Consider the following 21,918-nt stretch of genomic DNA (forward strand, 5'->3'; position numbering starts at 1 on the left):
GCCAGACGGACGACCCCTTCAGCGCCACCAGGAGGCGGCCGGCGCGAAGCGGCCCGCCGCCTGCTCGATCACCTGCCCCGCCGCGAACAGGGTTTCCTCATCGAACGGCTTGCCGATCAGTTGCAGCCCCAGCGGCAGCCCCTGCCCGTCCAGCCCCGCAGGCACCGAAATGCCCGGCAGGCCAGCCAGGTTCACCGTCACGGTGAAGATGTCGCTCAGATACATCTCCACCGGATCGGCCTCGATCTTCTCGCCAAGACCAAAGGCGGCGGAAGGGGTTGTCGGCGTCAGGATGGCGTCGACGCCATTGGCGAAGGCCGCGTCGAAGTCGCGCTTGATCAGCGCCCGCACCTTCTGGGCCCGCACGTAGTAAGCGTCGTAATAGCCGGCCGACAGCACATAAGTGCCGGTCATGATGCGGCGTTTCACCTCGCGACCGAAACCGGCGGCGCGGGTGTTCTCGTACATGCTGGCGATATCCCTGCCCTCGACGCGCGCGCCGTAGCGCACGCCGTCATAACGGGCGAGGTTCGAGGACGCTTCCGCCGGAGCGATGATGTAATAGGCGGCCAGGGCGTATTGGGTGTGCGGCAGCGACACCTCGACCACGTTGGCGCCGGCGTCGCGCAGCCACTGGGCGCCGCGCTCCCACAATGCGTCGATCTCCGCCGACATGCCTGGCGCGCGGTACTCTTTCGGAATGCCAATGGTCAGGCCCTTGACCCCGCGCTTCACTGCAGCTTCGAAATCCGGAACCAGCGCGTCGAACGAGGTCGTGTCCTTCAGGTCGAGACCGGCCATCGACTTCAGCATGATCGCCGCGTCCTGCACCGTGCGGGCGATCGGGCCGGCCTGATCCAGCGACGACGCGTAGGCGATGATGCCCCAGCGCGAGCAGCGGCCATAGGTCGGCTTGACGCCCACCGTGCCGGTATAGGCCGCCGGCTGGCGGATCGAACCGCCGGTGTCGGTGGCGGTGGCGGCGAGGCACAGTTTCGCGGCGACGGCGGCCGACGAGCCGCCGGACGAACCGCCCGGCACAATGGCGGCGTCAGAGCCATCACGCCGCCACGGCGAGGTCACCGGACCGAAGCACGAGGTTTCGTTCGACGAGCCCATGGCGAACTCATCATTGCTGAGCTTGCCCAGCATCACCGCGCCGTCGGCCCACAGCCGCGCCGTCACGGTCGACTCATAGCCGGGGATGAATTCGCCCAGAATCCTGCTGCAGGCGGTGGTGCGCACGCCTTCGGTGCAAAACAGGTCCTTGACGCCGAGCGGCAGTCCCTCCAGCGGGCCGGCCTCGCCGGCGGCGATGCGGACGTCGCTGGCCGCCGCCATGGCGAGCGCCTTCTCCGGCGTCTCCAGCACATAGGCGTTAAGCGCCCGCGCCTGCTCCACCGCCTGGACATGGGCGCTCGTCAGTTCAACGGCGGAGAACTGCTTCGCCCGCAGCCCGTCACGCGCCTCGGCCAGGGTGAGATCGGTCAGATCGGACATGTGCGTCTTTCAAACAAACTCGGGGGCAAACTGGCAAACGCCTGGCGATTCAGACGCCCGCGCCGCAACGCTGGCGGCGATCAGGCGCGCCGCGCTTACTCGACCACCTTTGGGACAAGGAAAAAATTGTCTTCGGTCAGAGGCGCATTGGCCACAACCTTCGCCGCATCGCCGCCATCGGTAACTTCGTCCGCCCGCAGCCGCATGGTCATGGCCATGGCCGAGGTCAGCGGCGCGACGCCGGACACGTCGACCTGGCCAAGTTGCTCCACGAACGACAGAATGGAGTTCATTTCACCCTCAAGGTGAGGAACGTCCCCGTCGCTCACCGCGATGCGGGACAGATGGGCGATACGTCGGACAGTGGTCGCATCGACGGACATGCCGCCTCCGTTAGTTCTGGCGCTGGTTCTGGACCAACGCTGACGATGACCTCTCCGCCGGCGCGAAGGCGGAGCAACGCCAGGAATTATGGGGTTCGGACTGCCCAGGGCGCGCCCTGGACGCACCGCCGGACGAATGCCGGGGGCTATAGCACCCAGGCCGCCGACGCTGCAACAATGGCGGCCTTGCGCCGACCTTTGCCGACAGACGCGGGAAAGAAAAAACCGGACGGACCCGTTGCGGTCCGTCCGGTCATGCGCAGGCGACGTCGCCAAACCTGTGCCTGAAAACCGGCCTGCGCCCGAAATCAGACCGTGAAGGGCTGGTTCTTCGTCGGCAGGATCACGCGCGTCGGCGCGCCTTCCATGGCGTCGACGAACTTGCGGGCGTCCTGGTCAAGCAGCGGGAACGTGGCGTAATGGCAGGGAACCACCGCCTTCAGGCTGAAGAACTTGCGCACGGCGAAAGCGGCGTGTTCGGCGCCCATCGTGAACCGGTCGCCGATCGGGACGAAGGCGATGTCCGGCGCATACAACTCATTGATCAGCGCCATGTCCGAGAACACGTCGGTGTCGCCCATGGCGTAAACCGTTGGCTCACCCCCGGCGCGGACAATAATGCCATTGGGATTGCCGAGGGGCCGGTCGACGCCGGCCTCGATCATGCCGGCCGAGTGATCGGCGCGCACCAGGGTGACGCGGAAGCCGCCGACATCGACGGTGCCGCCGGTGTTCATCGGCTCGAACTTCTCCAGCCCCTGGCTCGCCAGATGCATGCACAGGTCATAATTGGTGACCACCGTGGCGCCGGTGCGCCTGGCGATGTCGACGGTGTCGCCAACGTGGTCGCCGTGACCGTGGGTAACGAGGATATGGGTGACGCCCTTCTCGATGGCGCTGATATCGCCGTCAAAAGACGGGTTGCCGGTGAAGAACGGATCAATCAGGACAGCGCGGCCGCCAAAATCGAGACGAAACGCTGAGTGACCATACCAGGTGATCTGCATCTGTTTCTCCCTAGAGCATTTTCAAAAAAGTGGTCTCCACTTTTTGTGAAGAAAATGCGTCAAATCAGATAGATGACGCGAAAATCCGGTCCTGGCGAACCAAATTCCGCCCCCGCCAATCGCATCCTTCGGCGCGACGGAGCCCGCCCGGAGGTTTAAGGCAAGACCATTCCGAAATCACCCCCACATGGATTGTCGCGAACAGCAAAGGGCGACCGCCATGACCGCCCGCGGCAGGGCAGCCGCAGGCAACGCCGCCCCACCAGCGGCCCAGGGCGTCTCAGGCGTCGATATGGCGCGTGGACGCCAGCATGAAAGCGGCTCCCACCTGTCGTGAAGAAAATGCATCGAGCCAAAGAGATAGAGCGCTTCCTGCAGAGCAGATTTCAGCGGAAACGCTCTGGACAGGTCCGCCGCCGCACGTCAGAAGGCGTCGAAAGCCCCCTGAGCATGTTGCGGCGGGAATATCGCCATGCGTCCGAAACATGCGACGCGTCAGAACGATAAAGTACATTCCACATCCGGATGGGCGGACTTTGTTTCAGGCGCAAGCCGCTGGACAGGAGACATGGCGATGACCAATCCACCTCAGGACGCGGATGCGGCGCAGGACCCGGCGCGGGACCCGGCGATGGACGCCATTCGCCAGTTTCTCCTGCTGCCGAAAGGCAAACGGTTGCTGGGCCTTGATCTGGGAACCAAAACCATTGGCCTCGCCCTCTCGGACATCAACCTGACCGTCGCCAGTTCGCTGGAAACCATCCAGCGCAAAAAGTTTACGCCGGACGCGGCGCGTCTGCTTGACGTCATCGGGAAATTCGATGTGGGCGGGCTGGTGTTCGGCTGGCCGCTCAACATGGACGGTAGCGAAGGACCGCGCACGCAGGCCACGGCCGCCTTCATGCGAAATCTTGCGAAGCTGACCGAAATACCCATGGCGACCTGGGATGAAAGACTGAGTACGGCCGCCGTCACACGAATGCTGATAGATGCGGATGCTTCACGCGCCAGACGCGGCGAAGTCGTCGACAAGCTGGCGGCCTCCTACATCTTGCAGGGTGCGCTTGACCGCCTGGCCCAGCTTGGCGCGGGGTCAGAGCACCAGAAAGACTAATTCACCCCGCCTCAACTAACGATTGCATTATAATTCTGACAATGATTTCCTGACAGCCGTGTTTAAGCTAGGCGCTCCGTAGCCCACAACAATCATATGGCGTGTCATGAAACCTCCCACCCCAGAGCACGACCTCTCCCGTCTGTTACCGGCGTCAGAACCCACCGCCGGCGACATCGCCCAGTACGTCGAGCAGATCACCCTTGAGCTATATCATCTCGCCCGGCACAAACGACTGGATTTACTGGCTTATTTTCTGACCATGGCCAATATGGAGGCGCAGGAGCAGGCGCGGTCTTCCGGCGTCGACATCGACTGAATATCGCCAGCCGCCACACATCTCCCCTCGCCAGGGCGCGCCCTTCAGCCAGAGCATCTGAAGCATCCGCGCCCAAAAATGAACCTGGTCGCCCGCCATGCATGATAATATCCGTAAAAAATTGATAGCTTGAATAAATATACTGAAACTGCGCCTCCGGGGCGCGGAACGGCGTATTGCCCCCCGAGATCTTTCTCAAGCCATTTTCATGGCGCCAACACATCCGGATCCGCATCTGGTTACATGGCGCACGCTGACAAGCCTGGCGGCGCGCCATGTCCGGCGCGGCGGCAAAGCCGGCCTCGGCGTCGGCGTTCCGCGCCATCCTCCCCTGCCGCGCCGGCCCGGACGTACAAGATCTCCGTTTGACATGACGCGCCCGGTTTCGCGACACGGCGTCATCTGCCGGGAAATCCCCGCCCCCTGGTCACTCGATCACGACCTGACGTCATCACCGCCCGGGCCCGTGTCGATGGCCCCTCGCGCAGGACGGCGTCAGCGTCGCCTGGAAACGCTCAGGAGGCCCCGGCAACCGCCAGCGAAACAGCCTGGGCGCCATGTCGTTCAAGCCGGCCTTCAAGATCGAGCTCGACCAGAGCCACATTCACCTCACTGGCGCTGAGGCCCGACAAGTGAATCAGATCATCCACCGTTAGCGGCGATGGTCCGAGCAGCCTGGCGATGGCGGCCGCCGGAGCGACCTGATCCGGATCGGCTGAAAACGAATCCCCAGTGCTGTCGAACAGGTCTGACGCGCCTTCCGGCTGGAGGTCGAATGGCGCCTGGCCTTCCTCGAACGCCCATGACAGCGGCGCCGACGCGGCCCGATGAGTAGTCGCCGCCGCCCTGCCCAAGTTGCCATCGAAACCGTCGCCCGGGCCATCGTCGAGAATATCCGCGTCAAACTCTTCCCAAAGCGGGCTTTCGATATCCGCCGGCGTTTCCAGCAGGCCCGCGCCGTCCGCCGCGAGATCGCGACCACGCATGGGCGCCAGCGCCTCGATCACGTCAGCGGCGGCGCAACAGATCGTGGCCCCGTCGCGCAGCAGCCCGTTGGTTCCGGCGGCGCGTGGGTCCAGCGGCGACCCCGGAACGGCGAACACCTCCCGCCCCTGCTCGGCCGCGAATCGCGCGGTGATCAGCGAGCCAGAGCGGAGCGCCGCCTCGACCACCACCACGCCCAGGGAGATCCCGGACACGATGCGATTGCGCCGGGGAAAATCCCGGCCACGCGGCGTCCAGCCCATGGGCATCTCGCTGACCACAGCGCCCCGCTCCAGAATGGCGTCCAGCAATTCGGCGTGCTCGCGCGGATAGATGCGATCATGACCGCCCGCCAGCACCGCCACCGTGCCGGTGAGCAGGCTCGCCGCATGGGCGCGCGCATCGACGCCGCGGGCCAGGCCGGACACCACCCCATAACCGGCGCCGCCGATCTCACCCGCCAGCGCCCCGGCAAAGCGCATGCCGCTCGCCGAGGCGTTGCGCGACCCGACAATGGCCACGCAAGGCAGGTCCAGCACAGCGGCCTGGCCACGGATCGCCAGCAGCGGCGGCGCGCTGTCGATAGCCCGAAGGGCCGGTGGATAGCCGGCCTCACCACGGGCAACGAACCGCACGCCCATCCGTTCCGCCGCATCCAGTTCCCGCGCGATCACATCAGGATGCGGCGGCGTGATCATCCGGCCGCTACGGGCGGCCAGCGACGGCAAGGCCGCCAGCGCCGCGCCAGCGCTGCCATATCTGGAAAACAGTTTGAGGAAAGTTCGGGGCCCGACGCCGTCCGTTCGCAGCAATCGCAGCCAGTCAAATCGCGTCTGATCGTCAAGCAGGCGAGGCCGCGACGCCATTACAAGCGCCGCGAAGTACTGACAAAGATATGACAGGCGTTATTTGCCGCCAATCCGGCTCTCCTTGCCGCTCATCAACCTGCTGATATTTTCATGGTGACGCTGCCACAACAATAACGCAAGAAGAATAAACAGCCACGCCGTCGCCGGCGCGCCAAGCAGGAACAGCACGACAGGCGCCGCCGCCGCCGCCGCCAGTGCGGCCAGGGAGGAATATCGGGTGGTGAAAGCGACCGCCAGCCAGACGACGGCGAAGGCGAGCGCGGCCAGCGGCTCGAGTCCGATCAGGCAGCCGAGGAAGGTGGCGACGCCCTTGCCGCCGCGAAACTTCAGCCAGACCGGAAACAGATGCCCCAGAAAGGCGCCCAACGCCGCCGCCAGCGCCGGCAGCAAGCCGAACGGCGCCGCCAGCAGCACCGCCAGCGTGCCTTTCAGCGCATCGCAGAGCAACGTCGCGGCCGCCAGACCCTTGCGGCCGGTGCGAAGCACATTGGTGGCGCCAATGTTGCCGGAGCCGATCTTGCGCAGATCGCCCGCCCCGAACAGCCGGGTGAAAATCATGCCGAACGGAATGGAGCCGAGCAGATAGCCAACCGCCAGCGCCGCCGCCGCCAGTTGCCAGCCATGCGCGCCCACCGGAGCGCCATCGAGCCATGCGTTCATCCCGATCTCCCGGGCTTTGGGCGCGACCGGCGCCATGCTGCGAATATGGGGGCTGGGTCAGCCGGCGACGTGAACGTCAACGCCGCTGACCAGGGTGCGCAACACCTGGCCTTCCATGCGGCCGCCTTCGAACGGCGAGTTCTTCGACCGTGACCGGATCGCCTCGCGCTCGTAAACCCAGGCGCTGTCCGTGTCGACCACGATCAGGTCCGCCGCCGTGTCCTTCGCCAGCCGGCCGCACGCCAGGCCGAGCAATCCCGCCGGCCGCGCTGTCAACGCGTCGAGAACACGGGCCAGGCTGACGGAACCGGCGTTGGCCAGCCGCAACGCCACCGGCAACAACGTCTCCAGACCGATGGCCCCGGCCGCCGCCTCGCCGAACGGCAGGCGCTTGGCCTCCACGTCCTGGGGATTGTGATCGGAAACGATGACGTCGATCACCCCGTCTTCGAGCGCCTCAAGCAGCGCCAGCCGGTCCTCTTCGGGACGTAGCGGCGGCTTCACCTTGAAGAAGGTGCGGTAGCCGCTGATGTCGTGCTCGTTCAACGCCAGGTGATTGATCGAGACGCCGCAGGTCACCGGCAGGCCCTCGTCCTTGGCCTGGCGGATGAGCTCCACCGACTGGGCGTGGGTGATCATGGCGGCGTGGTAGCGCCCGCCGGTCATCCGCACCAGACGCAGGTCGCGCTCCAGCATGATGGTTTCGGCCTCGCGCGGCGCGGCCGTCAGCCCCATGCGGCTGGCCAGTTCGCCCGGCGTGGCGACGCCGTCGCCAGTGAGATCGGCGTCTTCGGCGTGATGCATCACCAGCGCGTCGAAATTGCGCGCATAGGCCATGGCCCGCTGCATGACGCGGGCGTTGGCGATCGAGCGCGCGCCGTCGGTGAAGGCCACGGCGCCGGCCTCCAGCAGCAAACCGTATTCGGCCAGTTCCTGCCCCTCAAGGCCGCGCGTCAGCGCAGCGGCGGGGGCCACGTGGACGATGGCGTTGTCGCGCGCCCGGCGGCGGATGAAGTCCACCGTCGCGGCGTTGTCCACCGGCGGGTTGGTCTCCGGCGTCGACACCAGGGTGGTGATTCCCCCGACCGCGGCGGCGCGGCTGGCGGTTTTGAGGGTCTCGCGATATTCGGCGCCCGGCTCGCCGAGAAAGGCGCGCATGTCAACGACGCCCGGCGCGACCAGCGCGCCCTGACAGTCGACGACCTCAGCCCCTTCCGGCGCCGCCGGCAACGCGCCGCGAACCACCTCGGCGATCAGCCCGTCACGGATCAGCACGGCGCCGCGCTGCCGGCGGCCGGTGGCCGGATCGAGCAGGTCGGCGTTGATGAGCGCCCGGAGGTGCGTCCGGCTGCTCATCAGCGGGTTGGTCATCAGCGGGTTGGTCATCTGCTGGTTGGTCCTCAGCCGGTTGGTCGTCAGGAGACTCCTGGCCACCTTGGTGAAGCTGGTCTGTTTGCGATGCAGCGCCGGTCAATAGTCCGGCAGATGTTGCGCCACGGCCTCGAGCACCGCCATGCGCACGGCGACGCCCATTTCCACCTGTTCCCGGATCAGGGACTGGCCGCCGTCGGCGACCTCGCTGGAAATCTCGACGCCGCGGTTCATCGGCCCGGGATGCATCACCAGCGCGTCAGGTCTGGCGCAGGCCAGCTTTTCCTCATCCAGCCCCCAATAGCGAAAATATTCCTTGCTGGAGGGAATGAAGGAGCCGCTCATCCGCTCGCGCTGCAGGCGCAGCATCATGACAATGTCCGCGTCCTTCAGGCCCGACTTCATGTCCGTGTGCACCTCGACGCCAAAGCGTTCGATCGCCGGCGGCAGCAGCGTCGTCGGCGCCACGCAGCGCACCCGGGCGCCAAGGCATTGCAGCGCGAGGATATTCGAGCGGGCGACGCGCGAATGAAGGATGTCGCCGCACACCGCCACGATCAGGCCCTCGATCCGCCCCTTGTTGCGCCGGATGGTCAGGGCGTCGAGCAATGCCTGGGTCGGATGCTCGTGGGCGCCGTCGCCCGCATTGACCACCGAACACGCCACCTTTTGTGACAGCAGCTGCACCGCGCCCGCCTGGGCGTGGCGGACAATAATGATGTCCGGCCGCATGGCGTTGAGGGTCATCGCGGTGTCGATCAGGGTCTCGCCCTTCTTCACCGACGAGGAGGCCACCGACATGTTCATGACGTCGGCGCCAAGACGCTTGCCGGCAATCTCGAATGACGACTGGGTCCGCGTCGAGGGCTCGAAAAACAGATTGATCTGCGTGCGGCCCCGCAGGGTCGCGCGTTTTTTCTCGACCTGGCGACTCACCGCCACGGCCTCGTCGGCCATGTCGAGAAGCGTGGTCAGTTCGGCCGCCGTCAGCCCTTCGATGCCGAGCAGGTGACGATGCGGAAATGCCGGGAGGATTGGGGAGGCGCTCATGCTGGGGCCCGCCTATATGGGGAATCGGGATCGTCCGCAAGAAACCGGGAGAACCCGGGCAAGAGGGGTGCAAGAGAGGCGGCGAGAAGCCGGCGCCGATCCGGAACGGCTGGCGGGAGCAACCCATCCGGGACGGCGCATCATTTCCGCTGCATGCCGGCGCCGTCAACCGCCGCCGTCAGCACGTCCCGCAGGGCCGCCCGCGCGCAGAAGCCGCTCCCCGGCCATCCACATGGAATTCGGCCCGCCAGGTTTTCAGGATGGTTCTCTGGACGCGCCCCGGACGCCCGCGACCTTCCGGCCTCCAGGACCAGGCCCCTTCTTTGTTCTCATCCGGCTTCGCTCCCATTCATCTTGCGCCCGGCCCGCGCCACATTATGCTTTATAAAAAATACGCGAATGACGCTCAGCCGGAGCCGGCTGAAGGGGGGCAAGGGGCATTGCATGTCGGCATATGATACGCACCGGGTTTTCAACCAGACCCCGCCCTTCGTCGACGTCAATCTGGTGACGCTCGACCAGCCGCTGCTCGACGCCCTGACCGCCAATGGCGTCGACCCGGTGCAGGAAGGCCTGCTGTCCTTCGGCGAGGCATGGGGCGCGGCGGAGCGGTTCGAGCTTGGCCGTCTCGCCAACGAGAATCCGCCGAAGCTGCGCACCCACAACGCCCGGGGCGAGCGCGCCGATCAGGTGGAGTTTCATCCCGCCTATCACGCGCTGATGGCGGCCAGCATGGAGGCTGGCCTGCACGCCTCCACCTGGGACCGGATGAGCGACGGCGGCGGCAAAAATGGCCCTGGCAAAAGCATCCCCGGCGCGAACAGCCTGCAGGGTCGCGGCCATGTGGCCCGCGCGGCCCGGCTGAGCGTCATTTCGGGCGTTGAGGCTGGCCACGTCTGCCCGTTGACCATGACCCACGCCTCCCTCGCCAGCCTCGCCGTGGCGCCGGAGCGTCTCAGCCAGTGGCTGCCATTCGTGCGCTCCCGCCAGTACGATCCGCGCTTCCTGCCCTTCTGGGAAAAGCGCGGCGTCAATATCGGCATGGGTATGACCGAGAAACAGGGCGGTACCGACGTCCGCGCCAACACCACCACGGCCGCGCCGGTTCAGGACGACGAATACGAGATCACCGGCCACAAATGGTTCATGTCGGCGCCCATGTGCGACGCCTTCCTGGTGCTCGCCCAGGCGCCCGGCGGCCTCACCTGCTTCCTCGTTCCGCGCTTCCGCCCGGATGGCTCGGTCAACGGCCTGCGCTTCCAGCGGCTCAAGGACAAGCTGGGCAACCGCTCCAACGCCTCGTCGGAGGTGGAGTTCGTCGCGGCCTTCGGCTGGCGGCTGGGCGAGGAGGGGCGCGGCGTCCGCACCATCATCGACATGGTGCAATACACCCGGCTGGACTGCGTCAGCGGCTCCAACGGCCTGATGCGCATGGCTCTGGCCCAGGCGATCCACCATGCCCGCCATCGCATGGCTTTCGGCAAGAAGCTGGTGGACCAGCCGGCCATGACCCTGGTGCTGGCCGATCTGGCGCTGGAGATGGAGGCGATGACCGCCCTCACCCTGCGGCTCGCCGCCAGTTTCGACGCCAGCGGCGCCATTCCGGCTGAAGCGACGTTCGCCCGCGTGGTGACGCCAGCCGCCAAATTTTTCGTCTGCAAGACAGCGCCCGGCTTTATCTACGAGGCGCTGGAGTGCCTCGGCGGCAATGGCTACGTGGAGGACGGCGCAATGGCCCGCCTCTATCGCGAGGCGCCGCTGAACGCCATCTGGGAAGGCTCCGGCAATGTCATGGCGCTGGATGTGTTGCGCGCCGCCAGCCGCGAAGCGGATGAAATGGTCGCCGTCGCCAGCCAGCTGGCCGAGGAGGCCAGAGGCATGCCGGGCGTGGCCGAGGCGGCGAAAGACCTGGGCGACGCCCTGCGCGGCGACAATCCGGAATGGCGGGCCCGTTTCGCCGCCGACCGGCTCGCCGGTCTGGCCGCCGCCGCCGCCCTGCGCCGTTCGGCCCCAGCCGCCGTCGCCGAGGCGTGGGCGCGCACCCGTCTGGCGACGCCGCGCCGCATCTACGGCGCCAATGACGTCGGCGATCTCGCCCCCAGGCTGCTGGAACGGGCCCTGCCGCTGATCTGACAGCGCGCCAGAGCCCGCAAAACCCACGCTCCGGCTCAGGCGCGGCGATGCCGGCGATTTGACAGGTCGCCGGCTTTGACCCATTCATCCGGACCCTGAGACCGTGTCCGTCGCTGTCTGGCCTGTTATCGATATTTGCCGGACAGCAGCGCGACCCCCATATTCCGCCCGCGTCTGTGAATGGCTCGCCGCCGTTCAGGCGTGTTCACGCCAGTGAGCCGGCCCGCCCCGCGCGGTTCCGTCCCCTGGCCCCCTCACCGCAATGGACAGTGGCAGCCCATGAAAGTCGTCGTCGTCGAGTCTCCGGCGAAAGCGAAGACAATCAACAAATATCTGGGCAAGGACTATGAGGTCCTGGCGTCGTTCGGCCATATTCGCGACCTGCCGGCGAAAGACGGCTCGGTCGATCCCGAGCACGACTTCGCCATGGTGTGGGAGCTGGAGGACCGCGGCGCCAAGCGCCTGTCAGACATCGCCAAAGCGGTGAAGGGCGCCGACAAGCTCATTCTCGCCACCGACCCGGATCGCGAGGGCGAGGCCATTTCCTGGCACGTGCTGGAAGCCCTGAACCAGAAAAAGGTCCTGAAGGGCGTGGACGTGGAGCGCGTGACCTTCAACGCCATCACCCGCGATTCCATCCAGGCGGCCATGGCGGCGCCGCGCGCCATCGACCAGGCGCTGGTCGACGCCTACCTCGCCCGTCGCGCCCTCGATTATCTGGTCGGCTTCAACCTGTCGCCGGTGCTGTGGCGCAAGTTGCCGGGCGCCCGTTCGGCCGGCCGCGTGCAGTCCGTGGCCCTGCGTCTCGTCTGTGACCGCGAGCGCGAGATCGAAACTTTCGTCAGCCGCGAGTACTGGTCGCTCGTCGCCCATCTGTCGACGGCGAAGGACGCGCCGTTCGAAGCCCGTCTGGTCGGCGCCGACGGCAAGAAGATCACCCGCCTCGACATTGGCTCCGGCGCGGAAGCGGAGGCGTTCAAGGCCGATCTGGAAAAGGCGCAGTTCACCGTCGCCTCGGTGGAGGCGAAGCCGGCGAAGCGCCATCCATGGCCGCCCTTCACCACCTCGACCCTGCAGCAGGAGGCCTCGCGCAAGCTCGGCCTCGCCCCGGCCGCCACCATGCGCGCCGCCCAGAAGCTGTATGAAGGCGTGGAAATCGGCGGCGAGACCGTCGGCCTCATCACCTATATGCGAACCGACGGCGTCGACATGGCCCCGGAGGCCATTGCCCAGACCCGCAAGGTCATCGGCCAGATGTATGGCGACAGCTACGTGCCGTCGGCCCCGCGCAAATATTCAGCCAAGGCCAAGAACGCCCAGGAGGCGCACGAAGCCATCCGCCCGACCGATCTCAGCCGCAAGCCGTCTGAGGTGGCTCGTTATGTCGACGCCGAACAGGCCCGCCTCTATGAGCTGGTCTGGACCCGCACCATCGCCAGCCAGATGGAATCGGCGCTGCTGGAGCGCACCACCGTCGATATCGCCGCGAAAGCCGGCGGCCGTAACCTTGAGTTGCGCGCCACCGGTCAGGTGGTGAAGTTCGACGGCTTCCTGAAGCTGTATCAGGAAGGCCGCGACGACGGCGACGACGACGACGACAACCGCCGCCTGCCGCCGATGAGCCAGGGCGAGGCCCTGAAGAAACGCGCGATCGACGCCAGCCAGCACTTCACCGAGCCGCCGCCGCGCTATTCCGAGGCCAGCCTCGTCAAGCGCATGGAAGAGCTCGGCATCGGCCGCCCTTCCACCTACGCCTCGGTGCTGCAGGTGCTGAAGGATCGCGACTATGTGCGCATCGACAAGAAGCGCCTCGTTCCGGACGATCGCGGCCGCATCGTCGTCGCCTTCCTGGAAAACTTCTTCCGCCGCTATGTGGAATATGATTTCACCGCCGATCTGGAGGAGCAGCTCGACCGCGTCTCCAACCACGAGATCGACTGGAAGGCGGTGCTCAACGATTTCTGGCGTGATTTCATCGTCGCCATCGACGGCGCCAAGGGCCTGCGCACCACCGAGGTAATCGACGCCCTCAATGAATATCTGGGGCCGCACATCTTCCCGAAACGGGAAGATGGCATCGATCCGCGCGTCTGCCCGTCGTGCGGAACCGGCCAGCTGTCGCTGAAGCTCGGCCGCTTCGGCTCGTTTATCGGCTGCTCGAATTATCCGGAATGCCGCTACACCCGTCAGCTGGCGCAGGGCGCGGACCAGGAAGGCGGCGGCGACGAGGGCCGCCCCGGCGTGCGCAGCCTCGGAACCGATCCGGCCACGGGCCTGGAAGTGACCATCCGCGATGGCCGCTTCGGCGCCTACGCCCAGCTTGGCGAAGGCGAGAAGCCGAAACGCCAGAGCCTGCCCAAGGGAACCAGTCCGGGCTCGGTCGATCTGGAAAAGGCCCTGGCGCTGCTGTCGCTGCCGCGCGAGGTGGCGAAGCATCCTGAAACCGGCGAGCCGATCCTCGCCGGCATCGGCCGCTTCGGTCCCTATGTCCAGCACGGCAAGGTCTACGCCAACATCGGACGCGACGACGACGTGCTGGAGATCGGCGGCAACCGGGCCATCGACCTGATCATCGCCAAGGAGCAGGGCGGCGGCCGGCGCGGCGGCGCGGCGGATCCGGGCCGTGAACTGGGAACCGATCCGGAAAGCAGCAAGCCAATCGTCGTCAAGGCAGGCCGCTACGGCCCCTATGTCACCGACGGAACCACCAACGCCACCCTGCCCCGGACCATGACCCAGGAAGCGGTGACGTTCGATGAAGCCGTCGAACTGCTGAAAAAGAAGCGCGAAGCTGGCGGCGGCAAGAAGCCGGCGCGCAAGACCGCAACCAAAACCAGCAAATCGGCCACGGCCAAACCGGCGGCGAAGACCGCGAAAAAGGCCGCCGCGGACTCCGAAGGCGACGACGCCGCCCCCGCGAAAAAGCCCGCCGCCAAAAAGGCGGCGGCCAAAAAAACCACGACGACGGCCAAAACCACGACCAAAAAGACCGCCGTCAAGAAAGCGTCGGCCCCGGCCGGCGACGCAGGCGACGACACGCCCCCCTGGGACGCGTGACGCGGCGGCATGTTGGGCCCAGCGCATCGCCAGATGCGCTGGGCCCAACGTGGGACCGCCAGGCGATTCATCCGGTTCCCGTCCCTCCAGGCGGACGGAGAAAATTCAACCGGCCAGGCGCATCCGGCAACCACATTCGCCCGCTGGACAGCCCGCGCATGAAATCATTTTTTCTTTTTATTTCATATAATTGACCAGAACACGGGCCTCATGCCCACTGACGGGAGCCCACCATCTCCGGAGGTTCCCGTTGCCTGATTTCCCCCCAACTCTCCCTTCCATCGCCACCAGCCGTCGCGGCTTTCTGCGTCTGGTTCCGGGCGCGCTGGCCCTTGGCGCCGGCCTCTCCGCCCCGGGCGGACTGGCGCGGGCGGAAGCCAGAGCCCAGCTCAACATCGGCAATCAGAAAGGCGGCCTGCGTTCGCTGATCGAGGCGTCCGGCAATGGCGGCGACCTGCCTTTCGACCTGCGCTGGAGCGAATTCCAGAGCGCCGCGCCGATCCTCGAATCCATCAACGCCGGCGCGCTGGACGTGGGCTACACCGGCGATTTCTCGGTGCTCACCGTATTCGGCAACGGCGCGCCGATCCGCGCCATCGCCGCCGTGCGCAACGCCCCGGCCGGTCAGGCCATCGTCGTGCGCAACGGCTCGAACATCCGCAGCGTTGCTGATCTGCGCGGCAGGACCATCGCCGGCACCCGGGGCGGCTGGGGCGAATTTCTGATCAAGGCGGCGCTGAAGGAGGCTGGCGTCGATCCAAAGGAGGTCAATATCCGCTTCATGGCTCCGCCAGAGGCGTTGCCCGCCTTCAGCGGCGGCCGCATCGACGCCTGGGCGATCTGGGACCCGTTCATCTCCCAGGTCCTGCTGCGCGCCGACGCCCGCGTGCTGCGCGATGGTCAGGGCCTGACGCCGTCGATCATGCTGCTGGTGGCGTCGCAGGCGGCCATCGAAAAAAAGCGCGAGCAACTGGCCGCCTTCCGCGACCGGGCGCGCAAGGGCATTGACTGGGTCAATGGCCACATCCCTGCTTACGCGGCCTACAATTCCAAACTCACCGGAATGCCGGAGGACGTGCTGCTCCGGGCTTTTGACGTCAACCGCGCCAGCAACACGCGGATCGACGCCGCGCTGGTCGCCGAATTGCAGCAGGCCGCCGACCAGGCCACGGCCTTCGGGGTCTTTGAAAGAAAGATTGACGTCGCGCCCCTGCTCGACGTCTCATTCCAGTCCTGAAGCGCCGGTGGCAGGGCTGGCGCCACTGCCGCGCGGGCTGGCGGACGATCAAAGTCGCCCCCGCGGCGTTCGGGGGTGAAATGGAAAATTCCGGCGACAATGGCGCGATCGAACTGCGGCTGGCGGACAGCGCGCAGCTCTTCAACACACTCGATCCGTTTCCCTTCCGCGAACGCGATCTGGCGCCTGAAGCCGAGCAGTACATTCTGGACTGGGCGGAGACTCTGCCGAAGGACCAGCCGATCAGCATCATCGTGCATCTGCAATCCGCCAATCTGGACAGGCATCGCGACTCCGACCTGCAACAGGCGATCAACGGCTGGTTCCGGGCTCGCGAGGCAGGCGAAGCACGGGACATGAAAACCCTGTTCCGGGATGGGCGGATCGCACTGTGCGTTGGCTTCGTGATGCTTGGCCTGTTCATGCTCCTGAGCTGGACGGTGGCGCAAAACTACGACAACCCGTTCGCGCGGGTGATCAGCGAAAGCCTGGTGATCATTGGCTGGGTGGTGTTGTGGCGCCCTGCCGAAATGTTTCTCTACGACTGGACGCCGATCTTGCGCCGCAAGCGACTGTTTCACCGGCTCGCCGAGGCGCGGGTCACAATTCATCACGCCGGGCGCCCAGGCGAAACGCCAGCTGACGGCGCCTGAGGCGGCCGGAGCCGCCAGCCGACTGTCTCGCTTTTGCCGCAGGTTCATGGCAAACAGGGGCCTGCGCCGCCTGGGCGCGCCTTCCGCCCTGTCGCCGGGCTGGAGCAGGCGCCACAGTGGAACAGCGCCCCTTGAGGCCGCCAGATCATCGTGGCGCGCCGCCAGCTTTTTGTATTGACGCATTTTCTTCACGAGAAGTGGGCCCACTTTTCCCGAAAATGCTCCAGCTCCGGAAAAGTCTTGACCCGTCGTCCCGGCTCCAAACGCCCGTCCTCCTCCCGCGCCGCGCCGCGCGCCACCCGATCGCGCGCCGCCCGCAAGGAAGCCGCCCAGCGCCTTGCGGCGGTTGTGGCGTTGCCCGAAAACCTGACGGAAACAGTGGATGGCGACGCGCCGGCGGGGCTGCCGACGCGCGAGGCCATCGTCGCCTTCATCAATTCGGCCCCGGGGAAGGTGGCCAAGCGCGATATCGCCCGGGCCTTCGGCATCAGCGGCGACCAGCGCATCTGGCTGAAAAGGCTGCTGAAGGAGCTGGAGGAGGACGGTCTCATCAACCGTCGCCACGGCGCCCTGCACGACGCCGCCGGGCTGCCGCCGGTGGTGCTGGCCGACATCACCGGCCGCGACGCCGACGGCGAACTCATCGCCCGTCCGGCTGAGTGGAACAGCGACGACGAGCCGCCGCAGATCATCATCAATCTGCCGCGCCGCCCGGCCAGGGGCCATCAGCCCACGCCCGGCGTCGGCGACCGCGCCCTGCTCCGCGTCTCAAAACTGCCGGAGCCGGAAGGCGGCCCGGCTTACACCGGCCGTCCCATCAAGATCATCGGCCGCGCCAATCCGCAGACGCTGGGCGTATTCCGCGCCCTGCCGGAGGGCGGCGGCTGGATCGAGCCCGTCGACAAGAAAAGCCTCGGCAAGGAGCCGCTGGAAATCCGCCCCGGCGACGCGGGCGAGGCGAAGGACGGCGATCTGGTGTCGGTCAGCGTGTCGAAGATCGGCCGCTTCGCCCGTCCGCACGCCCGGGTGCGCGAACGCCTCGGCTCACTGTCGTCGGAGAAGGCGGTCAGCCTTCTGGCGATCTACGCCCATGGCATTCCGCATGTTTTCTCGCCGGCGGCGCTGGCCGAAGCGGAAACGGCCCGCCCGCTGGGCATGAGCGGCCGCGAGGACTGGCGTGAACTGCCGCTCATCACCATCGATCCGGCGGACGCCAAGGACCACGACGACGCCGTGCACGCCGCCGTGGATGAGGACCCCAACAATCCCGACGGCTTCGTGCTCACCGTGGCCATCGCCGACGTCGCCGCTTACGTGCGCCCCGGCGGCGAGCTGGACCGCACGGCCCGTGAACGCGGCAATTCGGTCTATTTTCCCGACCGGGTCGTGCCGATGCTGCCGGAGCGCATCTCCAACGATTTGTGCTCGTTGCGTCCGCACGAGGACCGGCCGTCGCTGGCCATGCGCATCGTCATCGACGCCCACGGCCGCAAACTGCGCCATTCGGTGCACCGGGTGATGATGCGCTCGGCAGCGAAGCTGGCTTACCAGCAGGCGCAAGCAGCCATCGACGGCCTGCCCGACGACGTCACTGGCCCATTGCTGGAACCAGTGCTCAAACCGCTGTGGGCGGCGTACGCGGCGCTGGCCGAAGCGCGCGACAAACGCTCGCCGCTGGCGCTGGACCTGCCGGAGCGCAAGCTGCTGCTTGACGCCGACGGCATGCTCGACCGGGTGATCATCCCGCCCCGCCTCGACGCCCACCGGCTGATCGAGGAGTTCATGATTCTCGCGAACGTCTGCGCGGCGGAAACCCTGGAGCGCGCTGGCTCGCCCCTGCTTTACCGCATCCACGACGAACCCTCGCTGGAAAAGATGCGCGGCCTTGGCGAAGTCATGGCTTCCATCGGCATCAAGCTGCCGAAAACCAGCAATGTGCGACCGGAGTTGTTCAACCGCATCCTCGCCCAGGTTGAGGGCACGCGGCACAAGACCTTCATCAACGAAGTGGTGCTGCGCTCCCAGGCCCAGGCGGAATATTCCGCCGACAATTGCGGCCACTTCGGCCTCAACCTGCGCCGCTACGCCCATTTCACCTCGCCGATCCGCCGCTACGCCGATCTGATCGTTCACCGGGCGCTGATCACCGTCTGCAAGCTGGGCCATGACGGCCTGCCGGCAGCGACCACCCGCTCGCAGCTCAACGAAATCGCCGCGCAGATCTCGGTGGCCGAGCGCCGCGCCATGGCGGCCGAGCGCGAGACCATCGACCGGCTGATCGCCCACCATCTGGCCGACGCCATCGGCGCGACCTTCCAGGGCCAGATCTCCGGCGTCACCCGCGCCGGCCTGTTCGTGCGCCTGGCCGACACCGGCGCCGACGGCTTCGTACCGGCCGCCACCATCGGCGACGAGTTCTACCGGCACGATGAATCGCTGCACGCCCTGGTCGGCTCCCGCACCGGCGACACCCTGCGCCTCGGCGACCAGGTGGAGGTGCGACTGGCCGAAGCCGCGCCCATCGCCGGCGCCCTGCGCTTCGAGCTGACGGGCCGCAGCGGCGGCGGGCGCTCGCGCCTCGCCGGCCGCAAGATTGGCGCGAAGAAGGACGGCAAGGGCAAATCCGGCGGCAAGGCGCCGAAGGGGCTGAAAGGCCGCCTCGCCGAGCAGAAAAAAGCGAAGAGGGCCATGCTGGAGCGCAGCAGGGCGCCGCGCGCGCAATAAGGCGTGCGCCGGCGTCCCCTCGCGCGAAGATCGGGCAACCGCGCCGCCGGAATATTGGCGCACACCCTGACGCGCGCAGTCCTGCCCCTCGCTGGCCGGCCTTTCCCCGGGCAGGAACGGCGATTACAACGGTTCCGGACAGCGTGCGAACGACAAGCCGGCGGGAGTGACCAATGGGCTACAAAATGCAATCCCCTTATGCCGGCGATCCGCCCCGCGAGCCAGCGCCGGCCATGCGCCGCGGCTGGTCGGGCCGTTGCCCCGCCTGCGGCGAAGGCCGCATCTTCGGCAAGTTCCTGAAGGTCAATCCGGCTTGCCCCTCCTGTGGCGAGGAACTGAGCCACCATCGCGCCGACGATCTGCCGCCCTATCTGGTCATCACCATCGTCGCCCATATCGTTGGCACCGGCATCCTGCTGACCGAAACCTACATGGAATGGCCGGTGTGGGCGCACATGACCCTGTGGCCGGCCCTGACCATTATTCTCGGCCTGTGGCTGATGCAGCCGGTGAAGGGCGCCGTCATCGGCCTGCAATGGGCCAATCGCATGCACGGCTTCGGCGGCGAGGATGACAGCGCCCATCTGGCGGACAGCCGCCAGCCGTCGCGCCCGGCCAGCCACAACACCTGAACAGAACGGAAGACGCAGCCACGGCTGGGGCTCTGCCTCCGCATGAAAGGCTGCGCTGGCGCCGCATCAACGGCGCCCGGATAAAGGGAGAAACGTCCATGACAACCAACGCCGCGAGCAACGCTGCAATGACCGATGAGGAGATGCTGGTGGAGAGCGAGCGCAACGAGCCGGTGTTTCCGACGATCCGGCCGCGCAACGCCGCCACCCTCATCATACTCGACCGCACGGGCGCGCATCCGAAGGTGCTGATGGGTCGTCGCCACGCGGGGCACCGCTTCATGCCCGGCAAATTCGTCTTTCCGGGTGGGCGCATCGAAACCAACGACCGCTTCATGACGCCGGTGAACGATCTTCACCCGGTGGTTGGCGAGAAATTGCTGACCCGCACCGTGCGCCCCGCCGTGTCGCGCGGCCGCGCCCTGGCGCTGGCCGCCATCCGCGAAACCTTCGAGGAGACCGGCCTGCTGCTCGGCCGCAAACTTGATGCGCCGGCAAAGCGCACGCCGCAGGGACCGTGGAGCGATTTCGCCGGCCATGGCGTGACGCCGGATCTGGAGCCGCTGCGCTTCATCGCCCGCGCCATCACTCCGCCCGGACGCCCCAAACGCTTCGACACGCGGTTCTTCGCGGTTGACGCCAGCCAGATCGTCGAGCGCATCGACGGCGTCGTCACCGCCGACACCGAACTGACGGAGCTTGTCTGGGTGGAGATCGAGGAGGCGCGCCAGCTCGATCTGCCCTCCATCACCACGGTGGTGCTCAAGGAGCTGGAGCAGCGCACGGCGCTCGGCTTTCATCATGAACTGCCCGTTCCCTTCTACAATCCGAAGCGGGGCGGATTTCAGCGCGAGGAACTGTGACAAGCACTTCAGGAGCGATTCCCGCAAAGCCGGACGCCGACGAACCGCCATCGGAGCCACTCAATCTGCGCGCCCTCGCCAGCGCCATTTTGCTGGTTTCGCTGATCGGCGTCGGCCTCAGCCTGTCGATTCCGCTGCTGTCGCTGGAAATGGAGCGCATGGGCGCCTCCGGCGGCATGATCGGCCTCAACACCGCCATGGCGGGGTTCGCCAGCATCCTGGTGATGCCCTTCGTGCCGCGCCTCGCCGCCGCGCTGGGCGTGCGCGCCATGATCGCCCTCGCCATTGGCGTCACCGCCGTGACGCTGCTGGCCTTCCGCGCCCTGCCCTGGCTGCCGGCCTGGTTCGTGCTGCGCTTCTTCTACAGCGCGGCGCTCGGCGCCCTGTTCGTGCTGTCGGAGTACTGGATCAACGCCGCCGCGCCCGCCTCCCGGCGCGGCCTGGTGATGGGTGTCTACGCCACGTTCCTCTCACTGGGGTTTGCCGCCGGGCCATTCATTCTGAGCCTGGTCGGAACCGCCGGCTGGGCCCCCTATCTTACCGGCGCGGCGCTGATGGCGCTGGGGCTCGCGCCATTGCTGCACGCCCGCGACGTCACGCCGGAGCTTGACCACAGCTCGAGCCACTCCGTCGGCTTCTTCATTCTGGCGGCGCCGCTCGCCACGTTCGCCGCCTTCGTCTTCGGCGCGGTGGAAACCGGCGGCTTCAGCCTGCTGCCCCTGTATGGCCTGCGGCTTGGCTACACCGGGCAGCAAGCGGCGTTCCTGGTCAGCTTCGTCGCCCTGGGCGGCATGCTGCTGCAAATCCCCATCGGCCTGATCTCCGACCGCATGGACCGGCGCCTGCTGCTGTTGCTGATTGGCCTGTTCGGGCTTGTCGCCTCCGCCTGCATGCCGCTGGCGACGCGGGTTCCGTGGGGGCTGGAAATCCTGCTGCTGGCCTGGGGCGGCGTCGGCGGCGGTCTCTACACGGTCGGCCTGGCGCACCTCGGCGCGCGATTTACCGACCGCGCCGATCTGGCCAGCGCCAACGCAGCGTTCATCGTGCTGTACAATCTCGGCATGATGCTGGGTCCGCCGCTGGTGGGATTCGGCTTCGATCGCATTGTCCCGCATGGATTCGCGGTGGCGATCGCCGGACTGTTCGGCCTTTACGCCGTCTTCGCCATCGGCCGGCTCGCCACGCGCCGCGGCGGATAAGCGACAATGCACAACGCATTGCCGGCACGGGCGGAAAAAACGCCTCATATGACAGGGATTTGGACGGCCCGGACTGCGAATGGGCCACCATGCAAAGCCAGCAACGATACGATATGTATTGACTTGCAGCGGCCAATGCGGCATGTCCCACACATCTTCCTGG

Annotated in this window: 17 protein-coding genes; 10 read left to right on the top strand and 7 right to left on the bottom strand. The window is 66.7% G+C overall.

The genetic code is table 11. From position 1 onward, the window contains the following. Positions 1 to 18 precede the first annotated feature (18 nt). The 3 genes from gatA to IE243_RS08975 all read right to left on the bottom strand — a co-directional run bounded on the left by gatA (position 19) and on the right by IE243_RS08975 (position 2,890). Positions 19 to 1,500 carry an Asp-tRNA(Asn)/Glu-tRNA(Gln) amidotransferase subunit GatA gene (gene gatA, locus IE243_RS08965; protein WP_191319012.1) on the bottom strand — a complete coding sequence of 494 codons (1,482 nt, stop codon included), beginning with the start codon at positions 1,498 to 1,500 and terminating at the stop codon, positions 19 to 21. 95 nt (positions 1,501 to 1,595) lie between these two features. Further along, a complete protein-coding gene (gatC, locus tag IE243_RS08970; protein ID WP_191319013.1) occupies positions 1,596 to 1,883 on the bottom strand; it encodes an Asp-tRNA(Asn)/Glu-tRNA(Gln) amidotransferase subunit GatC in 288 nt (95 codons plus the stop codon). 308 nt (positions 1,884 to 2,191) lie between these two features. Next, positions 2,192 to 2,890, bottom strand: a complete 699-nt coding sequence (locus tag IE243_RS08975; RefSeq protein ID WP_191319014.1) for a metal-dependent hydrolase — start codon at positions 2,888 to 2,890, stop codon at positions 2,192 to 2,194. Positions 2,891 to 3,521: 631 nt separating this feature from the next. Between IE243_RS08975 and ruvX the strand changes: the two genes are divergently transcribed. Both ruvX and IE243_RS08985 read left to right on the top strand, forming a co-directional pair. Continuing rightward, positions 3,522 to 4,004 (top strand): Holliday junction resolvase RuvX, encoded by a 483-nt coding sequence (gene ruvX / locus IE243_RS08980; protein ID WP_191319060.1) that lies wholly within the window; start codon positions 3,522 to 3,524, stop codon positions 4,002 to 4,004. Positions 4,005 to 4,110: 106 nt separating this feature from the next. Beyond that, entirely contained in the window at positions 4,111 to 4,323 is a 213-nt protein-coding gene (locus tag IE243_RS08985; RefSeq protein ID WP_191319015.1) for a hypothetical protein, read from the top strand. Between the two features lie 515 nt (positions 4,324 to 4,838). On the opposite strand, the gene dprA is transcribed toward IE243_RS08985, so the two are convergent. The 4 genes from dprA to IE243_RS09005 form a co-directional block, all read right to left on the bottom strand. Further along, positions 4,839 to 6,173 carry a DNA-processing protein DprA gene (dprA, locus tag IE243_RS08990; RefSeq protein ID WP_191319016.1) on the bottom strand — a complete coding sequence of 445 codons (1,335 nt, stop codon included), beginning with the start codon at positions 6,171 to 6,173 and terminating at the stop codon, positions 4,839 to 4,841. Between the two features lie 39 nt (positions 6,174 to 6,212). Then, entirely contained in the window at positions 6,213 to 6,836 is a 624-nt protein-coding gene (gene plsY / locus IE243_RS08995) for a glycerol-3-phosphate 1-O-acyltransferase PlsY (protein WP_191319017.1), read from the bottom strand. Between the two features lie 57 nt (positions 6,837 to 6,893). Beyond that, positions 6,894 to 8,222 carry a dihydroorotase gene (pyrC, locus tag IE243_RS09000; RefSeq protein WP_244642998.1) on the bottom strand — a complete coding sequence of 443 codons (1,329 nt, stop codon included), beginning with the start codon at positions 8,220 to 8,222 and terminating at the stop codon, positions 6,894 to 6,896. 84 nt (positions 8,223 to 8,306) lie between these two features. Beyond that, positions 8,307 to 9,257 carry an aspartate carbamoyltransferase catalytic subunit gene (locus tag IE243_RS09005; protein WP_191319018.1) on the bottom strand — a complete coding sequence of 317 codons (951 nt, stop codon included), beginning with the start codon at positions 9,255 to 9,257 and terminating at the stop codon, positions 8,307 to 8,309. Between the two features lie 444 nt (positions 9,258 to 9,701). Here IE243_RS09005 and IE243_RS09010 point away from each other — a divergent pair, with 444 nt between their 5' ends. The 8 genes from IE243_RS09010 to IE243_RS09045 all read left to right on the top strand — a co-directional run bounded on the left by IE243_RS09010 (position 9,702) and on the right by IE243_RS09045 (position 21,755). After that, entirely contained in the window at positions 9,702 to 11,390 is a 1,689-nt protein-coding gene (locus IE243_RS09010; RefSeq protein ID WP_191319019.1) for an acyl-CoA dehydrogenase family protein, read from the top strand. A 279-nt stretch (positions 11,391 to 11,669) separates the two neighbouring features. Further along, positions 11,670 to 14,447: a type I DNA topoisomerase gene (gene topA / locus IE243_RS09015; protein WP_191319020.1), complete on the top strand. Its 2,778-nt coding sequence runs from the start codon at positions 11,670 to 11,672 to the stop codon at positions 14,445 to 14,447. Positions 14,448 to 14,697: 250 nt separating this feature from the next. Further along, the gene (locus IE243_RS09020; protein ID WP_191319021.1) at positions 14,698 to 15,684 is read left to right on the top strand and encodes an ABC transporter substrate-binding protein; all 987 of its coding nucleotides are present in this window, start codon (positions 14,698 to 14,700) and stop codon (positions 15,682 to 15,684) included. Between the two features lie 80 nt (positions 15,685 to 15,764). Next, positions 15,765 to 16,337 carry a hypothetical protein gene (locus IE243_RS09025; RefSeq protein ID WP_191319022.1) on the top strand — a complete coding sequence of 191 codons (573 nt, stop codon included), beginning with the start codon at positions 15,765 to 15,767 and terminating at the stop codon, positions 16,335 to 16,337. Positions 16,338 to 16,715: 378 nt separating this feature from the next. After that, entirely contained in the window at positions 16,716 to 19,061 is a 2,346-nt protein-coding gene (gene rnr, locus IE243_RS09030; RefSeq protein WP_244643008.1) for a ribonuclease R, read from the top strand. A gap of 173 nt (positions 19,062 to 19,234) precedes the next feature. Next, on the top strand, positions 19,235 to 19,693 hold the full coding sequence (locus IE243_RS09035) for a DUF983 domain-containing protein (protein ID WP_191319023.1): 459 nt from the start codon (positions 19,235 to 19,237) through the stop codon (positions 19,691 to 19,693). Between the two features lie 98 nt (positions 19,694 to 19,791). Continuing rightward, positions 19,792 to 20,556 (top strand): NUDIX hydrolase, encoded by a 765-nt coding sequence (locus tag IE243_RS09040; RefSeq protein ID WP_244643000.1) that lies wholly within the window; start codon positions 19,792 to 19,794, stop codon positions 20,554 to 20,556. Next, on the top strand, positions 20,553 to 21,755 hold the full coding sequence (locus IE243_RS09045) for an MFS transporter (RefSeq protein WP_244643001.1): 1,203 nt from the start codon (positions 20,553 to 20,555) through the stop codon (positions 21,753 to 21,755). The genes IE243_RS09040 and IE243_RS09045 overlap by 4 nt, the downstream gene beginning before the upstream one ends. Positions 21,756 to 21,918: the final 163 nt, after the last annotated feature.

Source organism: Camelimonas fluminis, assembly GCF_014656355.1.
In the GTDB taxonomy this organism is placed as follows: Bacteria; Pseudomonadota; Alphaproteobacteria; order Rhizobiales; family Beijerinckiaceae; genus Camelimonas; species Camelimonas fluminis.

Excerpts from the sequence above, each read along its gene's own strand:
- gatA (WP_191319012.1), bottom strand. The coding sequence starts at position 1,500 with ATGTCCGATCTGACCGATCTCACCCTGGCCGAGGCGCGTGACGGGCTG.
- ruvX (WP_191319060.1), top strand. The coding sequence starts at position 3,522 with ATGGACGCCATTCGCCAGTTTCTCCTGCTGCCGAAAGGCAAACGGTTG.
- IE243_RS09005 (WP_191319018.1), bottom strand. The coding sequence starts at position 9,257 with ATGAGCGCCTCCCCAATCCTCCCGGCATTTCCGCATCGTCACCTGCTC.
- dprA (WP_191319016.1), bottom strand. The coding sequence starts at position 6,173 with ATGGCGTCGCGGCCTCGCCTGCTTGACGATCAGACGCGATTTGACTGG.
- IE243_RS08975 (WP_191319014.1), bottom strand. The coding sequence starts at position 2,890 with ATGCAGATCACCTGGTATGGTCACTCAGCGTTTCGTCTCGATTTTGGC.
- pyrC (WP_244642998.1), bottom strand. The coding sequence starts at position 8,222 with ATGACCAACCCGCTGATGACCAACCCGCTGATGAGCAGCCGGACGCAC.
- IE243_RS09040 (WP_244643000.1), top strand. The coding sequence starts at position 19,792 with ATGACAACCAACGCCGCGAGCAACGCTGCAATGACCGATGAGGAGATG.
- plsY (WP_191319017.1), bottom strand. The coding sequence starts at position 6,836 with ATGAACGCATGGCTCGATGGCGCTCCGGTGGGCGCGCATGGCTGGCAA.
- topA (WP_191319020.1), top strand. The coding sequence starts at position 11,670 with ATGAAAGTCGTCGTCGTCGAGTCTCCGGCGAAAGCGAAGACAATCAAC.
- IE243_RS08985 (WP_191319015.1), top strand. The coding sequence starts at position 4,111 with ATGAAACCTCCCACCCCAGAGCACGACCTCTCCCGTCTGTTACCGGCG.
- IE243_RS09035 (WP_191319023.1), top strand. The coding sequence starts at position 19,235 with ATGGGCTACAAAATGCAATCCCCTTATGCCGGCGATCCGCCCCGCGAG.
- IE243_RS09010 (WP_191319019.1), top strand. The coding sequence starts at position 9,702 with ATGTCGGCATATGATACGCACCGGGTTTTCAACCAGACCCCGCCCTTC.
- gatC (WP_191319013.1), bottom strand. The coding sequence starts at position 1,883 with ATGTCCGTCGATGCGACCACTGTCCGACGTATCGCCCATCTGTCCCGC.
- IE243_RS09025 (WP_191319022.1), top strand. The coding sequence starts at position 15,765 with ATGGAAAATTCCGGCGACAATGGCGCGATCGAACTGCGGCTGGCGGAC.